Annotated in this window: 16 protein-coding genes and 1 pseudogene; 9 read left to right on the forward strand and 8 right to left on the reverse strand. The window is 61.6% G+C overall.

Features of this window, described 5'->3' with window-relative positions; genetic code table 11:
• Positions 1-6 precede the first annotated feature (6 nt).
• From yihA to rpmH, 5 genes are all read right to left on the reverse strand, one after another.
• Positions 7-642: a ribosome biogenesis GTP-binding protein YihA/YsxC gene (gene yihA / locus SPI01S_RS12230; RefSeq protein WP_066722542.1), complete on the reverse strand. Its 636-nt coding sequence runs from the start codon at positions 640-642 to the stop codon at positions 7-9.
• Between the two features lie 190 nt (positions 643-832).
• Complete coding sequence (yidC, locus tag SPI01S_RS12235) at positions 833-2,551, reverse strand: membrane protein insertase YidC (RefSeq protein WP_066722545.1); 1,719 nt, start codon at positions 2,549-2,551, stop codon at positions 833-835.
• Positions 2,552-2,572: 21 nt separating this feature from the next.
• Positions 2,573-2,785 carry a membrane protein insertion efficiency factor YidD gene (gene yidD, locus SPI01S_RS12240; RefSeq protein WP_066722546.1) on the reverse strand — a complete coding sequence of 71 codons (213 nt, stop codon included), beginning with the start codon at positions 2,783-2,785 and terminating at the stop codon, positions 2,573-2,575.
• The gene (rnpA, locus tag SPI01S_RS12245; RefSeq protein ID WP_084253433.1) at positions 2,782-3,141 is read right to left on the reverse strand and encodes a ribonuclease P protein component; all 360 of its coding nucleotides are present in this window, start codon (positions 3,139-3,141) and stop codon (positions 2,782-2,784) included. The genes yidD and rnpA overlap by 4 nt, the downstream gene beginning before the upstream one ends.
• 14 nt (positions 3,142-3,155) lie before the next feature.
• On the reverse strand, positions 3,156-3,290 hold the full coding sequence (rpmH, locus tag SPI01S_RS12250) for a 50S ribosomal protein L34 (protein ID WP_010545931.1): 135 nt from the start codon (positions 3,288-3,290) through the stop codon (positions 3,156-3,158).
• Between the two features lie 238 nt (positions 3,291-3,528).
• Between rpmH and SPI01S_RS12255 the strand changes: the two are divergent.
• A pseudogene (locus SPI01S_RS12255) lies at positions 3,529-4,443 on the forward strand (YifB family Mg chelatase-like AAA ATPase); the annotation flags it as partial.
• A gap of 178 nt (positions 4,444-4,621) precedes the next feature.
• A complete protein-coding gene (locus tag SPI01S_RS22275; protein WP_157084666.1) occupies positions 4,622-5,662 on the forward strand; it encodes a hypothetical protein in 1,041 nt (346 codons plus the stop codon).
• A gap of 129 nt (positions 5,663-5,791) precedes the next feature.
• Here the strand turns inward: SPI01S_RS22275 and SPI01S_RS12270 are convergent, their stop codons facing one another.
• Positions 5,792-7,057, reverse strand: coding sequence for an IS1595 family transposase (locus tag SPI01S_RS12270; protein WP_066722553.1), 1,266 nt, complete (start codon positions 7,055-7,057; stop codon positions 5,792-5,794).
• A 270-nt stretch (positions 7,058-7,327) separates the two neighbouring features.
• On the opposite strand from SPI01S_RS12270, the gene SPI01S_RS23355 reads away from it, so the two are divergent.
• The 7 genes from SPI01S_RS23355 to SPI01S_RS12300 all read left to right on the forward strand — a co-directional run bounded on the left by SPI01S_RS23355 (position 7,328) and on the right by SPI01S_RS12300 (position 15,709).
• On the forward strand, positions 7,328-7,579 hold the full coding sequence (locus SPI01S_RS23355) for a DUF6471 domain-containing protein (protein WP_373278317.1): 252 nt from the start codon (positions 7,328-7,330) through the stop codon (positions 7,577-7,579).
• 100 nt (positions 7,580-7,679) lie between these two features.
• Complete coding sequence (locus SPI01S_RS12280) at positions 7,680-9,254, forward strand: type I restriction-modification system subunit M (protein WP_066722560.1); 1,575 nt, start codon at positions 7,680-7,682, stop codon at positions 9,252-9,254.
• Positions 9,251-9,952 carry a restriction endonuclease subunit S gene (locus SPI01S_RS22280; protein WP_157084667.1) on the forward strand — a complete coding sequence of 234 codons (702 nt, stop codon included), beginning with the start codon at positions 9,251-9,253 and terminating at the stop codon, positions 9,950-9,952. The genes SPI01S_RS12280 and SPI01S_RS22280 overlap by 4 nt, the downstream gene beginning before the upstream one ends.
• Positions 9,858-10,526, forward strand: a complete 669-nt coding sequence (locus SPI01S_RS22285) for a restriction endonuclease subunit S (protein WP_218017607.1) — start codon at positions 9,858-9,860, stop codon at positions 10,524-10,526. Before SPI01S_RS22280 ends, SPI01S_RS22285 begins: the two co-directional genes overlap by 95 nt.
• Complete coding sequence (locus SPI01S_RS12290; RefSeq protein ID WP_066722564.1) at positions 10,523-13,546, forward strand: type I restriction endonuclease subunit R; 3,024 nt, start codon at positions 10,523-10,525, stop codon at positions 13,544-13,546. Before SPI01S_RS22285 ends, SPI01S_RS12290 begins: the two co-directional genes overlap by 4 nt.
• 175 nt (positions 13,547-13,721) lie before the next feature.
• Positions 13,722-14,273, forward strand: coding sequence for an SLATT domain-containing protein (locus SPI01S_RS12295; protein WP_218017608.1), 552 nt, complete (start codon positions 13,722-13,724; stop codon positions 14,271-14,273).
• Positions 14,270-15,709, forward strand: a complete 1,440-nt coding sequence (locus SPI01S_RS12300) for an SMODS domain-containing nucleotidyltransferase (RefSeq protein ID WP_066722577.1) — start codon at positions 14,270-14,272, stop codon at positions 15,707-15,709. Before SPI01S_RS12295 ends, SPI01S_RS12300 begins: the two co-directional genes overlap by 4 nt.
• On the opposite strand, the gene SPI01S_RS23420 is transcribed toward SPI01S_RS12300, so the two are convergent.
• Together SPI01S_RS23420 and SPI01S_RS12310 are read right to left on the reverse strand one after the other, a co-directional pair.
• On the reverse strand, positions 15,668-15,934 hold the full coding sequence (locus SPI01S_RS23420; RefSeq protein ID WP_218017609.1) for a hypothetical protein: 267 nt from the start codon (positions 15,932-15,934) through the stop codon (positions 15,668-15,670). The two genes, SPI01S_RS12300 and SPI01S_RS23420, sit on opposite strands and share 42 nt — an antisense overlap.
• Before the next feature lie 170 nt (positions 15,935-16,104).
• Positions 16,105-16,299, reverse strand: a complete 195-nt coding sequence (locus SPI01S_RS12310; RefSeq protein WP_066722647.1) for a hypothetical protein — start codon at positions 16,297-16,299, stop codon at positions 16,105-16,107.
• Positions 16,300-16,507: the final 208 nt, after the last annotated feature.

A 16,507-nucleotide genomic window follows, 5' to 3' on the forward strand; every position in this document is an offset into this window, starting at 1 on the left:
AGCCGCTCAGCTGATCGCTTCGAGCACCGCGGCGCGCAGCTCCGGCAGACCCATGCCCTTGTCGCTCGACGTGACGAGGATCTCGGGATGCGCGGCGGCGCGCTTGCGGGCTTCCTCCACCGTGCGCGCGGTGACCTCGGCGAGTTTGCTCGCCTTGATCTTGTCCGTCTTGGTGAGGACGATGCGGTAGCTGACCGCCGCGTTGTCGAGCATCTCGAGGATCTCGCGATCGACATCCTTGATGCCGTGCCGCGAATCGATCAGCACCAGCGCGCGCTTCAGCTCCTGCCGGCCGCGCAGATAGTCGTTCACCAGATAGCGCCACTTGCGGACCATGTCCTTGGGCGCCTTGGCGAAGCCATAGCCGGGCATGTCGACCAGGCGGAAGCGCAGCGGCTCTCCCACGTCGAAGAAGTTCAGTTCCTGCGTCCGGCCCGGCGTGACCGAGGTGCGGGCAAGGCTGTTGCGGTTGGTCAGCGCGTTGATCAGCGACGACTTGCCGACGTTCGAGCGGCCTGCGAACGCGATCTCCGGGACCGTCGGCACGGGCAGATGCTCCAGCGCGGGCGCGGACTTGAGGAACGCGATGGGGCCGGCGAACAGCTTGCGCGCGGCTTCGATCTGGTCGGGGTCAAAGGACATCAGTGTTTCATCTGCCTCAAATAATTAGGCCCTTTCAAATCCTCCCCTGGAAGGGGAGGGGTCGCGAAGCGACGGAGGGGTGTCGACGGTGCAAGGGCGGTCCTCCGACGCGAACGGGGGCACCCCTCCGTCAGGCCTTCGGCCTGCCACCTCCCCTTGCAGGGGAGGATCGTGGAGGGGCGCGCCGTCCTCACTTGGCCTTGGCCGTGCTCGGCTTTTCTACCGGGACCTTCATCTCCGGGTGGCGGGCATAGAGCCACTGCTGCTGGAGAACGGTCAACACGTTCGAGGTGATCCAGTAGAGCTGCAGGCCTACGGCGAACGGCGCCATCAGGAACATCAGCATCCACGGCATGATCGCGAACATCTGCTTCTGCATCTCGTCCATCGGCGCCGGGTTCATCCGCATCTGGAAGAACATCGACACGCCAAGCAACACCGGCACCACGCCGATCGCCAGGAAGCTGGGCAGGGTGAAGTGGAGATAGCCGAACAGGTTGAGGATCGTCGCAGGATCGGGCGCCGAAAGGTCCTTGATCCACAGCACGAACGGCTGGTGGCGCATCTCGATCGTCAGCAGCAGCACCTTGTACAGCGCGAACATGATCGGGATCTGCAGCAGCATCGGCGCGCAGCCGGCGAGCGGATTGACCTTCTCCGCCTTGTAGAGCTGCATGATCTCCTGCTGCTGGCGCGGCTTGTCGTCCTTGAAGCGCTCCTGGATCGCCTTCATCTTCGGCTGGACCTGGCGCATCCGCGCCATCGAGGCGAACTGCTTCTGCGCGATCGGGAACAGCAGGCCGCGGATGGTGATCGTCAGCAGGATGATCGCCACGCCAAAATTCTTCACCACGCTGAACAGCCAGCTGAGATAGGTGAAGATCGGGCGCTCGATGATCTCGAACCAGCCCCAGTCGATCGCGCGCTCGAACTTCGCGATATCGTACTGCTTCTGATAGGCGTCGAGCAGCTTCACTTCCTTCGCGCCGGCGAAGAAGTGGCTGGTATAGGTCGCTTCCTTGCCCGGGCGGATCGCGATCGGCTGGGCGAGGGCGACGTCGGCCTGATACTGCTGCGCCGCGGTGCCGCGCTGCTGGATGTTCACCCCGCCGCGCTGGTCCGGAATCGCTGCGGTCAGCCAGTAATGGTCGCTGAAGCCGACCCAGCCGCCGGTGGTGGCGAACTGCTGGGGCTCGCTCTCGACGCTCTTCCAGTCGACATAGTGCGCTGCGTCGTTGGTCGCGGCGACCGGGCCGACATGCGCGGCCCACTGGCTGGTATCGGTCGAGCGCTGGCCGCGCGAGATCAGCGTGTAGGGCGTGACCGCCACCGGGGCGCCGCCGCGATTGGCGACGGTCTGGCGGACGGTGAACATGTAGTTCGAATCGACGCCGAGCTCGACCGTAAAGGTCTGGCCGGCGCTGTTGGTGGTGGTGAGCTTCACCGGGGTGGCGGGCGTCAGCGCCTCGCCATCGGCCTTCCACACGGTGTTGCCGTCGGGCGCGCCCGCACCCTGCCAGCCGAACTGGGCGAAATAGCTGCCCTCCGCACCGCTCGGCGAGAGCAGGCGGATCGGCGGCGAATTCTTCGCGACCGTCTGGTCGTACTGGCGCAGGACGAGATCGTCGATGCGCAGGCCCTTGAGGTTGATCGAGCCCTTCAGCGCCGGCGTGTCGATGGCGACGCGCGGGCTATCGGCCAGCACGGCCTCCCGCGCGCGAATCGTCTTCGGCGCGTTGGCCGCCGCATCGACGCCGGAATTCGGCACCGGCTGGAGCTTGCCGTCGACCATCTTCGCGGGGGCTGCCGGCTGCTGCGGGAAAAACCAGTGGCTGATATACGGCCAGCCGAGCAGCACGAGCGCCGCGAACGCCGCGAAGAGGATGAAGTTCTTCTGTTCTTCTTTCACCGATAATCCCCGGAAGGAAACTCAAGGAACGGGATCTGGGCCGTGCCCGCCCCATGGATGGCAGCGCGCAATGCGCCGTAGCGCAAGCCAGCCGCCTTTCACCGCCCCATAGCGGCGAAGCGCCTCGATTGCATAGGCCGAACAGGAAGGCTGGTAGCGACAGGTGGGCGGCAGGATCAGCGACGGCCCCAGCTGCCAGGCGCGCGCGAGCAGCATGAGGGCCCGCGCGATCATGATTCGACCTTGGGATCGGCCTTGGGCCGAATGCGCCGAAGCGCCTTGGCGAGTTCCGCCTTCAGATCGGCATAGGGGCGTTCGATTCCGCCCATCCGGCCGATCAGCACATGGTCCGCGCCGGCAATGCCTGCCTCGGGCAGGATTTCGCGCGCGAGCATGCGAAAGCGCCGCTTCATCCGGTTACGGATAACGGCGTTGCCAACTTTCTTGGATACGGTAATGCCGATCCGCATCGACGGATCGGCATCGTTCCGTTCGCGCACCAGCAGGACGAAACCGGGCATCGGTGCCCGCTTTCCCCCGTTGGCGGCGAGATAGTCCTTGCGCTGCGTGAGCCGGTCGAGGCTCAGCAAGGGCGTGTCGGTGCTTACGCCGACAGCTTCTTGCGGCCGCGGGCGCGGCGGGCGCGGATCACATTGCGACCGCCCGGGGTCGCCATCCGTGCACGGAAGCCGTGCCGGCGCGCACGCACCAGGTTGCTCGGCTGAAAGGTCCGCTTCATCGCTCATCCTCGAGTATCTAGAACGTAAAAGGGCCGCCACAGGGGCGGCCGCGTGTCGAGCGCCCTTACGGGGAAGCAGCGGCCGAGTCAACGCGGGATGCGGAGTTTGGGCGACTTCAGAGCACATTGCCGCACAGATGGGAGGGGTGTGTTGCGAGTGCAAGACGCCCTGAGACGATCGTGCCGCTTCCGTATCGAGGAAAAGTCGCTATGCTCTCATTTCGGGGAGGGGGCTCTCTTGGTCGCCAGCGTTTCGACGGTTGCCTATCTGGGATTGGAAGCCCGTGCGGTAGAGGTGCAATGCAACCTCGTCGCCGGGCTGCCGAAGTTCGTCGTCGTCGGCCTGCCCGACAAGGCGGTGGCGGAGAGCCGCGAGCGCGTGCGCGCGGCGATGGCGGCGATCGGGCTGGCGCTGCCGCCCAAGCATATCGTGCTGAACCTCTCGCCCGCCGACCTGCCCAAGGAGGGATCGCATTTCGACCTGCCGATCGCGCTGGCGCTGCTGGCGGCGATGGGCGTGGTCGATGCCGAGACGATCGCAGGCTATGTCGTGGTGGGCGAGCTCGCGCTGGACGGGCGGATCGCGCCGTCGCCGGGCGTGCTGCTCGCGGCGATGCATGCGGGCGAGACCGGCAAGGGGCTGGTCTGCCCCGCCGCGCAGGGGCCCGAGGCGAGCTGGGCGGGGCAGGTGGAAGTCCTCGCTGCGCCGGACCTGATCGCGCTGCTCAACCACTTCAAGGGCAACCAGATGCTCCCCGGCCCGGTGCCGGGCGAGGTCGATCCGCCGGGGCAGGGGCCGGATCTTGCGCAGGTGAAGGGGCAGGAAACGGCCAAGCGCGCGCTGGAAATCGCGGCGGCCGGGGGCCACAACCTGCTGTTTGTCGGCCCCCCAGGGGCGGGCAAGTCGCTGATGGCGGCGTGCCTGCCGGGCATCCTGCCACCGCTGGAGGCGGCCGAGGCGCTGGAGGTGTCGATGGTCGCCTCGGTCGCCGGCACCCTGCAGGGCGGGCGGCTGACCCGCACCCGGCCGTTCCGCAGCCCGCACCATTCGGCCTCGATGGCGGCGCTCACCGGCGGCGGTCTGAAGGTGAAGCCGGGCGAGGTGAGCCTCGCGCATCTCGGCGTGCTGTTCCTCGACGAACTGCCCGAGTTCCACAGCATTATGGATCAGAGGGGACCTCGGCTCTAAACAGCCGCCTCCCCCATCGGCCGTAAGCTTATCCTGCATCGCATAAGCGATAAAAAACCAACAACTTTTTAGCGAAACAGGCGGTTAGCACCAAACGCTTCCGTAGCCCGACCCGTGTGGCCGCCTCCGAAGGAGACGGATCATGGAAACGTCAGGATCAATCGAGTGCTGGGGCCGAATGCGGCAGTCCGCCCGGCTCATACTCACCGCCATCACGATCATCGCCTGGAGCACGTTCGACCAAGTCCTTGCTGCCCCGGTGGAGCGGATTTTCCCTCCACACGAATTGCTCGACCATCGTCAATCCGGGGGTGCTGTCATCCAGCTGATCACCCTTCGATCCAATGCGGCCCTGCACAGTGATACCGTGAACTCCACGAATTCCGCCAGCGGACGTGATGAGCATGCCCTCGGCCCTGACCTGGCGAGCGCGCAAGGGAGCGAGGTGCAAAAGCTGCTGCTGCGAACCGATGGTTTTCCCAGCGTAATCGTGAAAGGAAATGCTGTCGATCTGCACAAACAGATGGCGGCCAGTCGCTCCGCCCATGTTCTGGACAGTGATGGTCATCGGCAGGGGGTTGCCAGCTTCAACCACCTCCTGCCACTTGTCGATCAGAGTGATGGCGATGACCACACACCGCGGTCGCATGCGTTCATCGAAGTCCTTGGCGAATATCAGCAGGTTGCCAGCGGCGATTTCATTCGCGCGGGCGGCAAAGGTGTTAGCCTCGGCAGCACGCTCATTGGCTTCAGCGGCAGCCTGCAGGCCTTGAGTGGCAATCCCGTTCGCCACGGTCGAGTGTCCAATCGCCTCCTCGGCCAATCCAAGCGCCTTTCGGGTCGATACGACCCCGTGAACCGCGAAGCCAAGAGACACAACGACAAGTACGGTGCCGACGAGGCCAAGCCATACCTGGAAACCGCTCCAGTCAGCGGCATCCCGCGCCGCTTGCGCAGCATACCACTGGGCGCAAAGGTCACTTTGCAAATTCTTCTCATTGGCCTTGCAGGGTTGCTGTATTGGATTGGCTGGCGCTTGCTGGGTTGGGGTCTGCGCTACGGCTGGTGGGGTGCCATGATCATTGCCCTGGTTGTCGCCGGCACGGGCTCTGTCGCCATTTTCGGGCTGACCTACACCTCCACGTGTATGTGGAACTCCGTTTGCTTTAGCGAAGACAACTGATGGCGGGCTAACCGACGAAATGGCAGCGAAGCCGATAGCGAGTACGATTCGGAGTGAGCGCATACCGGCTTAATTGGGGCATGGCAGTTTCCGTCGCGTTAAAGATAATCGAAGGACGATATCACGCCTCTACGGTGTAAACGAAGGCAATCCGACCGGCTTCTTCAATTCCGACCATGGCTCCGGCCGCACGCTCGGCTTCCGCGGCGCATACGGCCTGCGCGCCTTCCACTTGCGCGAGCTCGCCGTGTCCACCGGGCCGAAAGCGCGATCGGCGTATTCCTCGCCGAACACAGTCGCCACGTCCTCGCGGGTCATGCGCCCTTCGTCCGCGACAATCTCCTTGGCGACGGCAACAGCATCAGCGTCAGCAGTCTCGGAACCAAGGCAGTCGAGCAGGCCCGGATTCGCCTCGATGCCTTCAAGGTGGCGCTGCCAATATCCCTTCATCGTCCTGGAGACGGTGTTGTTGAGCAACGCCCCAAGCAAATCGTCGAACTTCTCCGCCTGCGTCTCGCGGCGATGGTCCTCGCGCCATACCGCGTCGCAGCCGTAACCCCACAGATAGGGGCCGGCAATATGGTGGTGCGTCCCCATCTCCATCCGATCCACGCGGGAGAAAAAGCTCTCGGCCTGGTTGGTGCACACGCCCTTGTCAAAATATCGCTGAGAATGGTTCACCTGGTCGACGTTCAGGGCGACACGGAGCGTGTCCCAGTGGCTCCCGTCGTCAGCATGCACGCTGGCCATGCGGTCGACGGTATCGAAGATGAAGGGCCGCGAGTCAGCCTCGTGCGGCACGATCGTACAGGCGCTCAGACCAACGCGTTCACCGTGGCTGCGTTCGCGCGCGACCACCATCGTCATCTTCTTGCCGGTGATATCGCCAAGCCGACGCAGGTCGACACGGTCCTTCCGCTCATTGACCTGATGATAGTAGCCGCCATAGACCGAGCCATCGATCTCGACGATGCCGTGCAGCTGCCGCCCGAGCTGAGCCTTGATCTGCGACTCCCGGATCTTGTGCGACAGGACGAACGACGACTTGTAGGCCATGTCGGACAGGTTTGCGAGGGCGATGGCCGAAATGCCCTTCGCCCCCTCAGAAAACAGCTTCAACGCAATGAGGATCGTGCGCAGGTCGAGCTTGCGGCTGTGAAGGAGCGTCCCGCTGGTGACGGTGAACTTCTTTCGGCACGCCTTGCATTTGAACTGGCGCTTGTCCTTCTTGCCTTTGATGATCCGCTCGTTCTCCGCGTCCCACCACTCGTACTCGGGCTGATTGTGGTTGCCGAGGGTCCAGCCCTCCCCACCGCAGTGCGGGCAGATTGGTTCACCGTCGGTCTCCGGCCAGCGCGCCATTCGGAACATCGCATAGGCCTTGCTCTCACTCATGCGCGCGATCTTCGCGACCGGCAGGTCGCGATAATTCGCTGACAGGAGAACGTGCTGAGCCAATGACCACCGTGTGAGGTTATGAGCATCACTATCTATGATGGTGCCCCTGCCTCGTCAAGGCGATACCATCGTTAATGATGGTGGCCATAATCGCACGCGCTTGCGAGAATAGCGTCACGATCCTAGAAAGGCGGAATGGAAGACGATGGCCATATAGACGAAGCGGCCTGGGAGCGGCTGGTAAAGAATATGCTTCGGGCCGAGATGATGCTCCGCGGCATATCCTATGAGCAGCTCGTAGCCCGGCTCGCCGCTCTGGGAATCACCGAGAACGTCCCGAACCTTCGCAACAAGGTCGCCCGTGGACGATTCACCGCCCCCTTCTTCGCCCAGTGCATGGTGGCGATCGGTGTCGATCGGCTGCAGTTCCCGACCATCGACGTGATCCGCACTGACCTCGCCGGTGATCATGCCGCGCAGGCTTTGGCTAGGAAAAGTAATTCGAAGACGAGCCTGTAAAGTGCAGCGCGGGCCAGTTCGAGCCCTTTTGCAAAATGCCCCTCCATCCTAAAACCCATTAACCGCCTGCGTTCAGGCGTAACGACGAAGGCTGTCAATTATGAGTGGATCCCGCGATATCGAACGTGCAGAACTGCACAGGACGATCTGGCGACTTGCCAACGAACTTCGTGGCAGCATCGATGGGTGGGACTTCAAGAGCTATGTTCTCGGGATGCTGTTCTATCGGTTCATCTCCGAGAACCTCGTTTCCTATCTGAACAAGCAGGAGCATCGGGCTGGCGAAACCAGCTTCGACTATGCTCAGTTGAGCGATGCCGACGCTGAGTTCGGGCGCGTCGAGACGGTCAAGGAAAAGGGTTTCTACATCCTGCCGTCCAATCTCTTCGAGAACGTCCGCAAGCGGGCGCGCAATGATGAGAATCTCAACGTCACCCTCTCGAAGATCTTCGCCGACATTGAGGGTTCTGCGACCGGAACCGAGAGCGAGCACGACATCAACGGGCTGTTCGCCGACCTGGACGTCAACAGCCCCCGCCTGGGGGCGACCGTGGCGAAGCGCAACGAAAAGCTTGTAAAGCTCCTCGATGCTATCGGCGATCTCCCGCTCACCAGTGGCGGCTTCTCCAACAAAAGTATCGATCTGTTCGGCGACGCGTACGAATACCTCATGCAGATGTATGCTTCGACAGCTGGAAAGTCGGGTGGCGAATACTACACCCCGCAGGAGGTTTCGGAGCTGCTCGCCCGCATCACCGTCGCCGGCAAGACGGAGGTCAACAAAGTCTACGACCCAGCATGCGGATCGGGCTCGCTCCTGCTGAGCTTCAGCAAGGTGTTGGGCCCGGACAAGGTGCGCCAGGGCTTTTTCGGTCAGGAAATCAACCTTACCACCTACAATCTGTGCCGGATCAACATGTTCCTGCACGACGTAAACTACGAGAAGTTCGATATCGCCCTCGGCGACACGCTGCTCGAGCCAGCGCACTGGGACGACGAACCGTTCGAGGCGATCGTCTCCAACCCCCCGTACTCGGTCAAGTGGGAGGGTGACGCAAATCCGCTGCTCATCAACGACCCGCGCTTCGCGCCGGCCGGCGTGCTGGCCCCCAAGAGCAAGGCCGACCTCGCCTTCACCATGCACATCCTGCACTGGCTGGCGGTCAACGGTACCGCGGCGATCGTCGAGTTCCCGGGCGTCCTGTACCGGGGCGGTACCGAACAGAAAATCCGTCAGTATCTCATCGACAACAACTACGTCGATGCCGTGATCCAGCTGCCGCCGGACCTCTTCTTCGGCACGCCCATCGCCACGTGCATCATCGTCCTCAAAAAGTCCAAGCGCGACAACGCCACGCTGTTCATCGACGCCAGCGCCGAGTTCGTCCGTGTCGGAAACAAGAACACGCTCGCGCCCGCCCACCGCCAGCGGATCATGGATGCGTTCACGGAGCGTGCGGACATCGATCATTTTGCGCGACTGGTCGACAACGGCACCATCGCGGAAAACGGCTACAACATCGCCGTCACGTCCTACGTCGAGCAGGTCGACAACCGGAAGGTCGTCGACATCACCACCCTCAACGCCGATATCGCCGATATCGTTACGAGACAGGCACAGCTCCGCGAGGAAATCGACGCGATCGTCGCCGAGCTCGAGGGAGAAGACGCATGAACCGAATTGACACGCTCCTCGCCACCCTCTGCCCCAATGGGGTCGAGTTCCTGCCGATCGGCGAATTAGGCCGGCTCGTCCGCGGCAACGGCATGCCCAAGTCCGACTTCGCGGAAGAAGGCGTCGGCTGCATCCACTATGGGCAGATTTACACCTTCTACGGGACGTGGGCGACCAAGACGAGGTCCTTCGTCTCGCCCGAGAAGGCCGCGCGTCTCGCCAAGGTCGATCCCGGCGACCTCATTATCACCAATACCAGCGAGAACCTGGACGATGTCTGCAAGGCGGTAGCCTGGCTCGGCACCGACCAAATCGTCACCGGCGGGCACGCCACCGTGCTGAAGCACGAGCAGGACCCGAAGTACCTGTCCTATTACCTTCAGACCCCGCACTTCTTCGCCGAGAAAAAGCGTCACGCGACCGGTACGAAGGTCATCGACGTGTCGGCCAAGAGCCTCGCCAAGATCAATATTCCCGTACCACCGCTGGAAATTCAGCGCGAAATCGTGGTTATCCTCGATCGGTTCAGGGCGCTGGAAGCGGAACTGAAGGAACAGCTAGAAGCGGAGTTGGCAGCCAGGCGTAGCCAATATCATCACTACCGTGATATGCTGCTCAGCTTCGACGATCATACAAATAGGCAAGCAAGCAAGCAAGCAAGCAAGCAAGCAAGCAAGAAGGATAACATCCCTGAGTGAGATTGGCAACTTCACGCGGGGACGGAGATTCACGAAGGGCGACTACGCGCCCGATGGAGTCGGCTGCATCCACTATGGCGACATCTACACTCGTTACGGCACGTCCGCGACGGAAACGGTGTCGCATGTTCGCGCCGATCTCGCCCCGTCACTACGCTTCGCCAACCCCCGCGACATCGTGATCGCGGCAGTCGGCGAAACGGTCGAGGACGTGGGCAAGGCGGTCGCCTGGCTCGGCGATGACAAGGTCGCGGTGCACGACGACTGCTTCATCTTCCGCCACGAGCAGAACCCGAAGTTCATCTCCTACTGCCTCCAGACGACGGCCTTGAAGGCGGAGAAGAACAAATACGTGGCCCGCGCGAAAGTGAAGCGCTTGTCGTCGGAGAGCCTGGCGAAACTGAGGATCCCGTTGCCGCCGCTCGACGAGCAGGCCAAGATCGTCGACATCCTCGACCGCTTCGACGCCCTCGTGAATGACCTATCGAGCGCGCTGCCGGTCGAGATCAATGCGCGTCGCGAGCAATACGAGCACTATCGCGATCGACTCCTCTCCTTCAAGATGGCTGCATGACTGACACTCCGCCTCCCCTCCATTACCAGCCCGTCGCCGTGTCCGGCGAAAGCACGGTTGTCGCCGAATACCAGTCTGACCCGGCTGGCGCGGGCGATGGAGGCTATCAATCCGAGGGGGATCTCGAAAAGGCGTTAGTCGCGCAGCTGGTGGGGCAGGCCTACGAATACCTCCCGGTAACGTCAGAGGCTGGGCTCATCGCCAATCTCCGGCATCAGCTTGAGAAGCTGAACAAGCTGGTCTTCACCGACACGGAGTGGGAGCACTTCTTCAACACATGCATCTCCCCGGCCAGCGACGGAATCGTCCAGAAAACGACCCGGATCCAGGAGGACCATGTCCAGGTCCTCAAGCGCGACGATGGGACGGTCGCGAACGTCAAGCTCATCGACAAAAAGTGCATCCACAACAATTCGCTCCAGGTCATCAACCAGTATGAGGTCCAGGGCGCGCGGGCGAACCGTTACGACGTCACCGTGCTGGTCAACGGCCTGCCGATGGTCCACATCGAGCTAAAGCGACGCGGGGTCGACATCCGCGAAGCCTTCAACCAGATCGACCGATATCAGCGGGACAGTTTCTGGGCCGGGTCCGGACTGTTCGAGTATGTGCAGCTGTTCGTCATCAGTAACGGGACGTTGACAAAATACTACAGCAACACCGTGCGTGACGGCCACCTCGCCGAGCAGCGCGGCAAACGCGGCCGTACGAAGAGCTCCAACAGCTTCGCCTTCACCAGCTGGTGGGCGGACGCGAAAAACCGCCCGATCACGGATCTGGTCGGCTTCACCAAAACCTTCTTCGCGAAACACACGTTGCTGGCCATCCTCACGCGCTATTGCGTCTTTGACGTCGACCGCAAGCTGCTGGTGATGCGCCCCTACCAGATCGTGGCCGTCGAAAGCATTCTCCTGCGGATCAGCACGGCCGCCAACAACAATCTCCTCGGGACGGTCGCCGCCGGCGGGTATGTCTGGCACACCACGGGTAGCGGCAAGACGCTCACCAGCTTCAAGGCGGCGCAGCTCGCACGGGATCTGCCGGGCATCGATAAGGTACTATTCGTCGTCGATCGCAAGGACCTCGACTATCAGACCATGCGCGAATATGAGCGCTTCGAGAAGGGCGCTGCCAACTCGAACGCTTCAACGTCCATTCTGCGCAAGCAGCTGTCGGACCCCAACGCCCGCATCATCATCACGACGATTCAGAAGCTATCGCGCTTTGTCGCCGCCGGCGGCAGCCACCCGGTATACGACAGCCGTGTCGTCGTGATCTTCGACGAGTGCCATCGCAGTCAGTTCGGCGACATGCACGCTGAAATCACCAAGGCCTTCCGCCGTTACAACCTGTTCGGTTTCACCGGTACGCCGATCTTCGTCGAGAACGCCGGCACCGGCGGGAGTCCAATGCGGCGCACGACCGAACAGGCGTTCGGGGACAAGTTGCACACCTATACGATCGTCGATGCCATCAGCGACCGAAACGTGCTGCCCTTCCGCATCGACTACATCAATACGATCAAAACCGCGGACGCGATCAAGGACAAGCAGGTCCCCGGCATTGATACGGAACGGGTGCTTCTCGCCCCCGAGCGAGTCTCCCAGGTCGTCGGCTATATCCTGGAGCACTTCGATCAAAAAACGCGACGGGCCAGCACCTATCGTCATGACGGGAAGCGCCTGGCCGGATTCAATTCGCTGATGGCGACGGCCTCGATCGATGCCGCCAAGCGCTACTATGCGGAATTCGCCAAGCAGCAGGGGGCGGTCCCTCCCGCGAAGCGCCTGAAGGTCGGCCTGATCTACAGTTTTGCAGCCAACGAGGAGGAGGATGGCGGCCTGCTGGGCGAGGAGGAATTCGAGACGTCTGGGCTCGACCAGGGGTCCCGCGACTTCCTCGACGGCGCGATCCGAGACTACAACGCGCTGTTCGGTACGAGCTTCGATACCTCGGCCGACAAGTTCCAGAACTACTACAAGGACCTGTCACACCGCCTCAAGGCCCGAGAGTTGGACATCGTCATCGTCGTCAACATGTTCCTGACCGGCTTCGACGCGACGACCCTCAACACGCTCTGGGTGGACAAGCGCCTGAAGTCACATGGCCTTATCCAGGCCTATTCTCGCACCAACCGCATCCTCAACTCGGTCAAGACCTACGGCAACGTGATCTGCTTCCGCGATCTGGAGAAGGAGACGAACGAGGCTCTCGCCCTGTTCGGCAACAAGGACGCGAAGGGCATCGTCCTGCTCAAGCCCTACGCCGACTATTACGGCACATACGAATCAAGGGTGGCCGATCTGCAGGCCCAATTCGCCCTCGGGTCGCCGATCGTCGGCGAATCCGCGCAGAAGACGTTCGTCCGGCTCTTTAGTTCGATCCTGCGCCTCCGGAACATTTTGGACGCATTCGACGAGTTCGCCGGCAACGAAATCCTGAGCGCCCGCGACTTCCAAGACTATCTCAGCATCTACTTGAACCTCTACGTCGAGTTCCGAGCGGTATCCAACGCTGACAAAGAGGCGATTAACGACGATGTTGTCTTCGAAATCGAGTTGGTAAAGCAGGTCGAAATCAACGTCGACTACATCCTGATGCTTGTGGAGCGCTATCTGGAGGCCAAAGGCACTGGAGAGGACAAGGAGATCCGGGCCACCATCGAGCGGGCGATCAACTCAAGCCCGACGCTGCGAAACAAGCGGTCTCTCATCGAGCAGTTCGTTAATTCGGTGTCGAACGACGCCAAGGTGGATACGCAATGGGCGCAGTTCGTCGCCACCAAGAAGGTAGAGGAGCTCAACCAGATCATCGCCGAGGAGAAACTCGATCCGGCTGCAACGCAGGAGTTTATAGCTGATGCCTTCCGCGATGGAGCCATTCCCACCGCCGGCGTAGCAATTACGAAGGTCCTGCCGCCTGTATCCAGGTTCGCCAAAGATGGCGGGCATGCGACGAAAAAGGTGGCGGTCCTGACGAGGCTCACCGAGTTCTTTGACCGCTACTTCGGTCTCTCCTGAGACCAAGCGACAGATAGTAACCATCCTACCTCGGCCGGCCCTTGGGCGTCGGGGAGCAAAAATATTCCCGCGGAGGTGACGACCTACGAGGCTATTCGCTTGCAACCCTGCACTCGGCACCTATGCTCACGAACAAATGCCGAACGACGGTACCGGGGTTAATCAAGGGGGCAAGATGACAATCGGGGAAGGCGATCGCGCCCGCATAATCGACGAGGGGCGCAAGCTCGCGACCGATGTGCTCTATTCCGAGAAGGCGCACTTTGCAGCCGCAGGTCGCTGGCGCTACTGGCAGTTCTGGCTGGGGAACAGCGCCGCGGTCCTGGCAGCTCTGGCAGGTGCAGCTTTCCTTTCCAAGATCCTGAGCGTCGAGTTGCAAAGCTGGCTGCCGGCCGCTCTCGCCTTCGTTGCTTCGCTTATCACGATACTGGTCACCAACATGAAGCCCGACCAAATATGGGAAAAGCACCATGCTGCGGGCGTTGATTACGGCATAGCCCGTCGCAAGATTCGGCAATTCGTACAGATCACGGCTCGCGCCGAGAATGCCGACGAAAAGAAGCTGACGGAAACCTTGGACAAGCTTACCGAGGAAGTCGGGGCTATCCAAAAGCGCGCGCGCCCGATCCCTGGCTACGCGCACGCAAAGGCCTACAAGAGCATCCATGCGGGGCAATCGGATTACGAACAGAAGGAACTCGACGCAGCCACGGGGCCCATCGCGTGAAGCTCACTAGCTGCTTCACATCGTTCCTGAAGGACACCGTCAATCTGAACCAGACGCGGATCGCCGATCTGGAGCGGTCGATCGAGGCGATCCAGCGGTTCATCCGTCAAAGTACCTGGAAGCCGAGCATTCGCGGTTTCGAAGAACAGGGGTCGTGGGCACACGACACCATCATCAAGCCGGTTGACCAGAGAGAATTCGACGCCGATCTGCTCGTGATGGTCGACCCCGTCGATGGCTGGACAGCCAAGGATTACGTCAAGGAACTGGGCAAGGTCTTTAAGGCCAGCGCGACCTATGGCGACATGACGAAGACCTGGGACTACTGCGTCACCATCACATATGCGAATGAGCGCAAGATCGACATCGCACCCTGCATTGTCGATCGTGCCTATGTCGACACCTACGAGGTGTGCAACGCGAAAATTGACACATTCGAGAACAGTGCGCCAATCGAATACACGCAATGGATGAAGGACCAAAACAGCTATTCCGGATCCAATTCGTTTCGTAAGGTCACTCGCCTCGTTAAATATCTGCGTGACATCAAGCTGACCTTCAGCTGTCCGTCGGTATTGCTGACCACGCTCCTCGGCAACCATATTTACAGCTGGGACAAGGGGTCTGATGCGTTCGCCGACGTGCCCACCGCGCTGAAGACCATCATGGGACGTCTGGACGACTGGCTGCAGGAGCGGCCATTCAAGCCCGAGGTGCGCAATCCGAAGCTCTGGAGCGAAGACTTCGCCTCGTCGTGGGCGGACGAGAAATATTCGAACTTCCGCGACAAGATCCATCGCTATCGTGGATGGATCGACGAGGCCTACGACGCGCTGACGCGCAGCGACAGTATTATTGCCTGGCGTCGCGTCTTCGGATCGGAGTTCGCAAAGGGCGAAACGGTCGAGCTGAAGAAGAGCCTGAACGAAGCTTCCGCCATGGCGCGGGTGATGGTCGCTAGCAACTCGACCTACCAAAATGATCTGGTGCGTGACGTACTCATCTACGGCACCGCGGTCGTCCCCACCTCGATAACGCATCCTGCGCACCAAACGCCATCCCCCTGGCCCATCAGTTCACGCCCGTGGATCGACATTTACATCACCGCGACACACCAGCGGAAGAAGAGCCGCGCGGGGAAGATCATCGGCTCCGGTGACGTCATCGCCCCTACAGGCGGCCTCATGTTCAACGCTCTGCTGGCGAATGGACAGCACCTTCCACACGACTGCCATATCAGGTGGCGGATCACAAACACCGGCGCGGCGGCGATGCTCGCCGGCTGTGGTCGCGGCGACTTCTACTCGGCCGAAAAGGGCAATACCCGATGGGAGCCGCTCCAGTATCACGGCGTCCATACGGCAGAAGCATTCCTGGTGTCGTCCGATGGAACTTTACGCGGTCAGAGCCTGCCGTTTCACGTCGTTCTCGATTAGATCGGAAAGCCTATGCCCATTGGAACGCAGCACGAAGTCGTTGGCATCCTTCGGCACGGCGAGGAGGGTCTTGTAGTCGAATCGACCGAGGGCGGCATATGGCGGCTCGACGCGGGTTGGCGAGCCGGCAGATTGATCGGACATCGCGTACGGATAATAGGGATCCGCGACGGATTCGATCTCCTGGCGGTGAGGAGTATCGAACGGTTCTGACCGGAGAAGCATAGCCCGACTCTGGATATTTTCGGATCTGCACACCAACAGAGCCTTTGGACGATGCCCGGCGCGCCGCCCACCAGGGAGGACGGGTCAAAAATCCGGATTTCGATCCCGCGTTGACCATCGAGGTATAGGCACTCCTTGCGTCGGGGCGGTGCGACCACCGCCCCGACCACTCACTTGATCGGTTTCGCTCCCGGCGTCCCGCACTTGGCGAACTTTCCCTTAGCATCCTTGCACTTCACCGGCTGGGCGGGCGCCGCGTCCGCGCACTTGACGAACTTGCCCTTGCCGTCCCGGCAGGGTGCGGCGGTGGCCGGCGTGACCGCAAGCGTCATAATCGCAGTCGCGGCGAAGATCGATCGGAGCATCATGTTCTCCCTGACGGTGGTGGGCGAACGGAGCGTAGCGCGTCATCCCCGCCACTCCAAGAACCCCTTCAGTCCGGCCCCAAGTGATCCAGCAGATCACGCAGCATGGACCGCAATTCCCGCCGTGATCCGACCTCCTTCGCAGCCGCCGCTTCGATGTTGCGATCAGCCATGTGTAGGACAGCATCCGTCACAGCCTTCGAATGGC

This window comes from Sphingomonas pituitosa NBRC 102491, from assembly GCF_001598435.1.
GTDB classification, from domain to species: domain Bacteria; phylum Pseudomonadota; class Alphaproteobacteria; order Sphingomonadales; family Sphingomonadaceae; genus Sphingomonas; species Sphingomonas pituitosa.

Bases quoted from the DNA above. Each gene is read 5' to 3' on its own strand.
- yihA (WP_066722542.1), bottom strand. From the start codon at position 642: ATGTCCTTTGACCCCGACCAGATCGAAGCCGCGCGCAAGCTGTTCGCC.
- yidD (WP_066722546.1), bottom strand. From the start codon at position 2,785: ATGATCGCGCGGGCCCTCATGCTGCTCGCGCGCGCCTGGCAGCTGGGG.
- rpmH (WP_010545931.1), bottom strand. From the start codon at position 3,290: ATGAAGCGGACCTTTCAGCCGAGCAACCTGGTGCGTGCGCGCCGGCAC.
- SPI01S_RS22275 (WP_157084666.1), top strand. From the start codon at position 4,622: ATGGAAACGTCAGGATCAATCGAGTGCTGGGGCCGAATGCGGCAGTCC.
- SPI01S_RS12270 (WP_066722553.1), bottom strand. From the start codon at position 7,057: ATGAGTGAGAGCAAGGCCTATGCGATGTTCCGAATGGCGCGCTGGCCG.
- SPI01S_RS23355 (WP_373278317.1), top strand. From the start codon at position 7,328: ATGCTCCGCGGCATATCCTATGAGCAGCTCGTAGCCCGGCTCGCCGCT.
- SPI01S_RS12280 (WP_066722560.1), top strand. From the start codon at position 7,680: ATGAGTGGATCCCGCGATATCGAACGTGCAGAACTGCACAGGACGATC.
- SPI01S_RS22280 (WP_157084667.1), top strand. From the start codon at position 9,251: ATGAACCGAATTGACACGCTCCTCGCCACCCTCTGCCCCAATGGGGTC.
- SPI01S_RS12290 (WP_066722564.1), top strand. From the start codon at position 10,523: ATGACTGACACTCCGCCTCCCCTCCATTACCAGCCCGTCGCCGTGTCC.
- SPI01S_RS12295 (WP_218017608.1), top strand. From the start codon at position 13,722: ATGACAATCGGGGAAGGCGATCGCGCCCGCATAATCGACGAGGGGCGC.
- SPI01S_RS23420 (WP_218017609.1), bottom strand. From the start codon at position 15,934: ATGCTTCTCCGGTCAGAACCGTTCGATACTCCTCACCGCCAGGAGATC.
- SPI01S_RS12310 (WP_066722647.1), bottom strand. From the start codon at position 16,299: ATGCTCCGATCGATCTTCGCCGCGACTGCGATTATGACGCTTGCGGTC.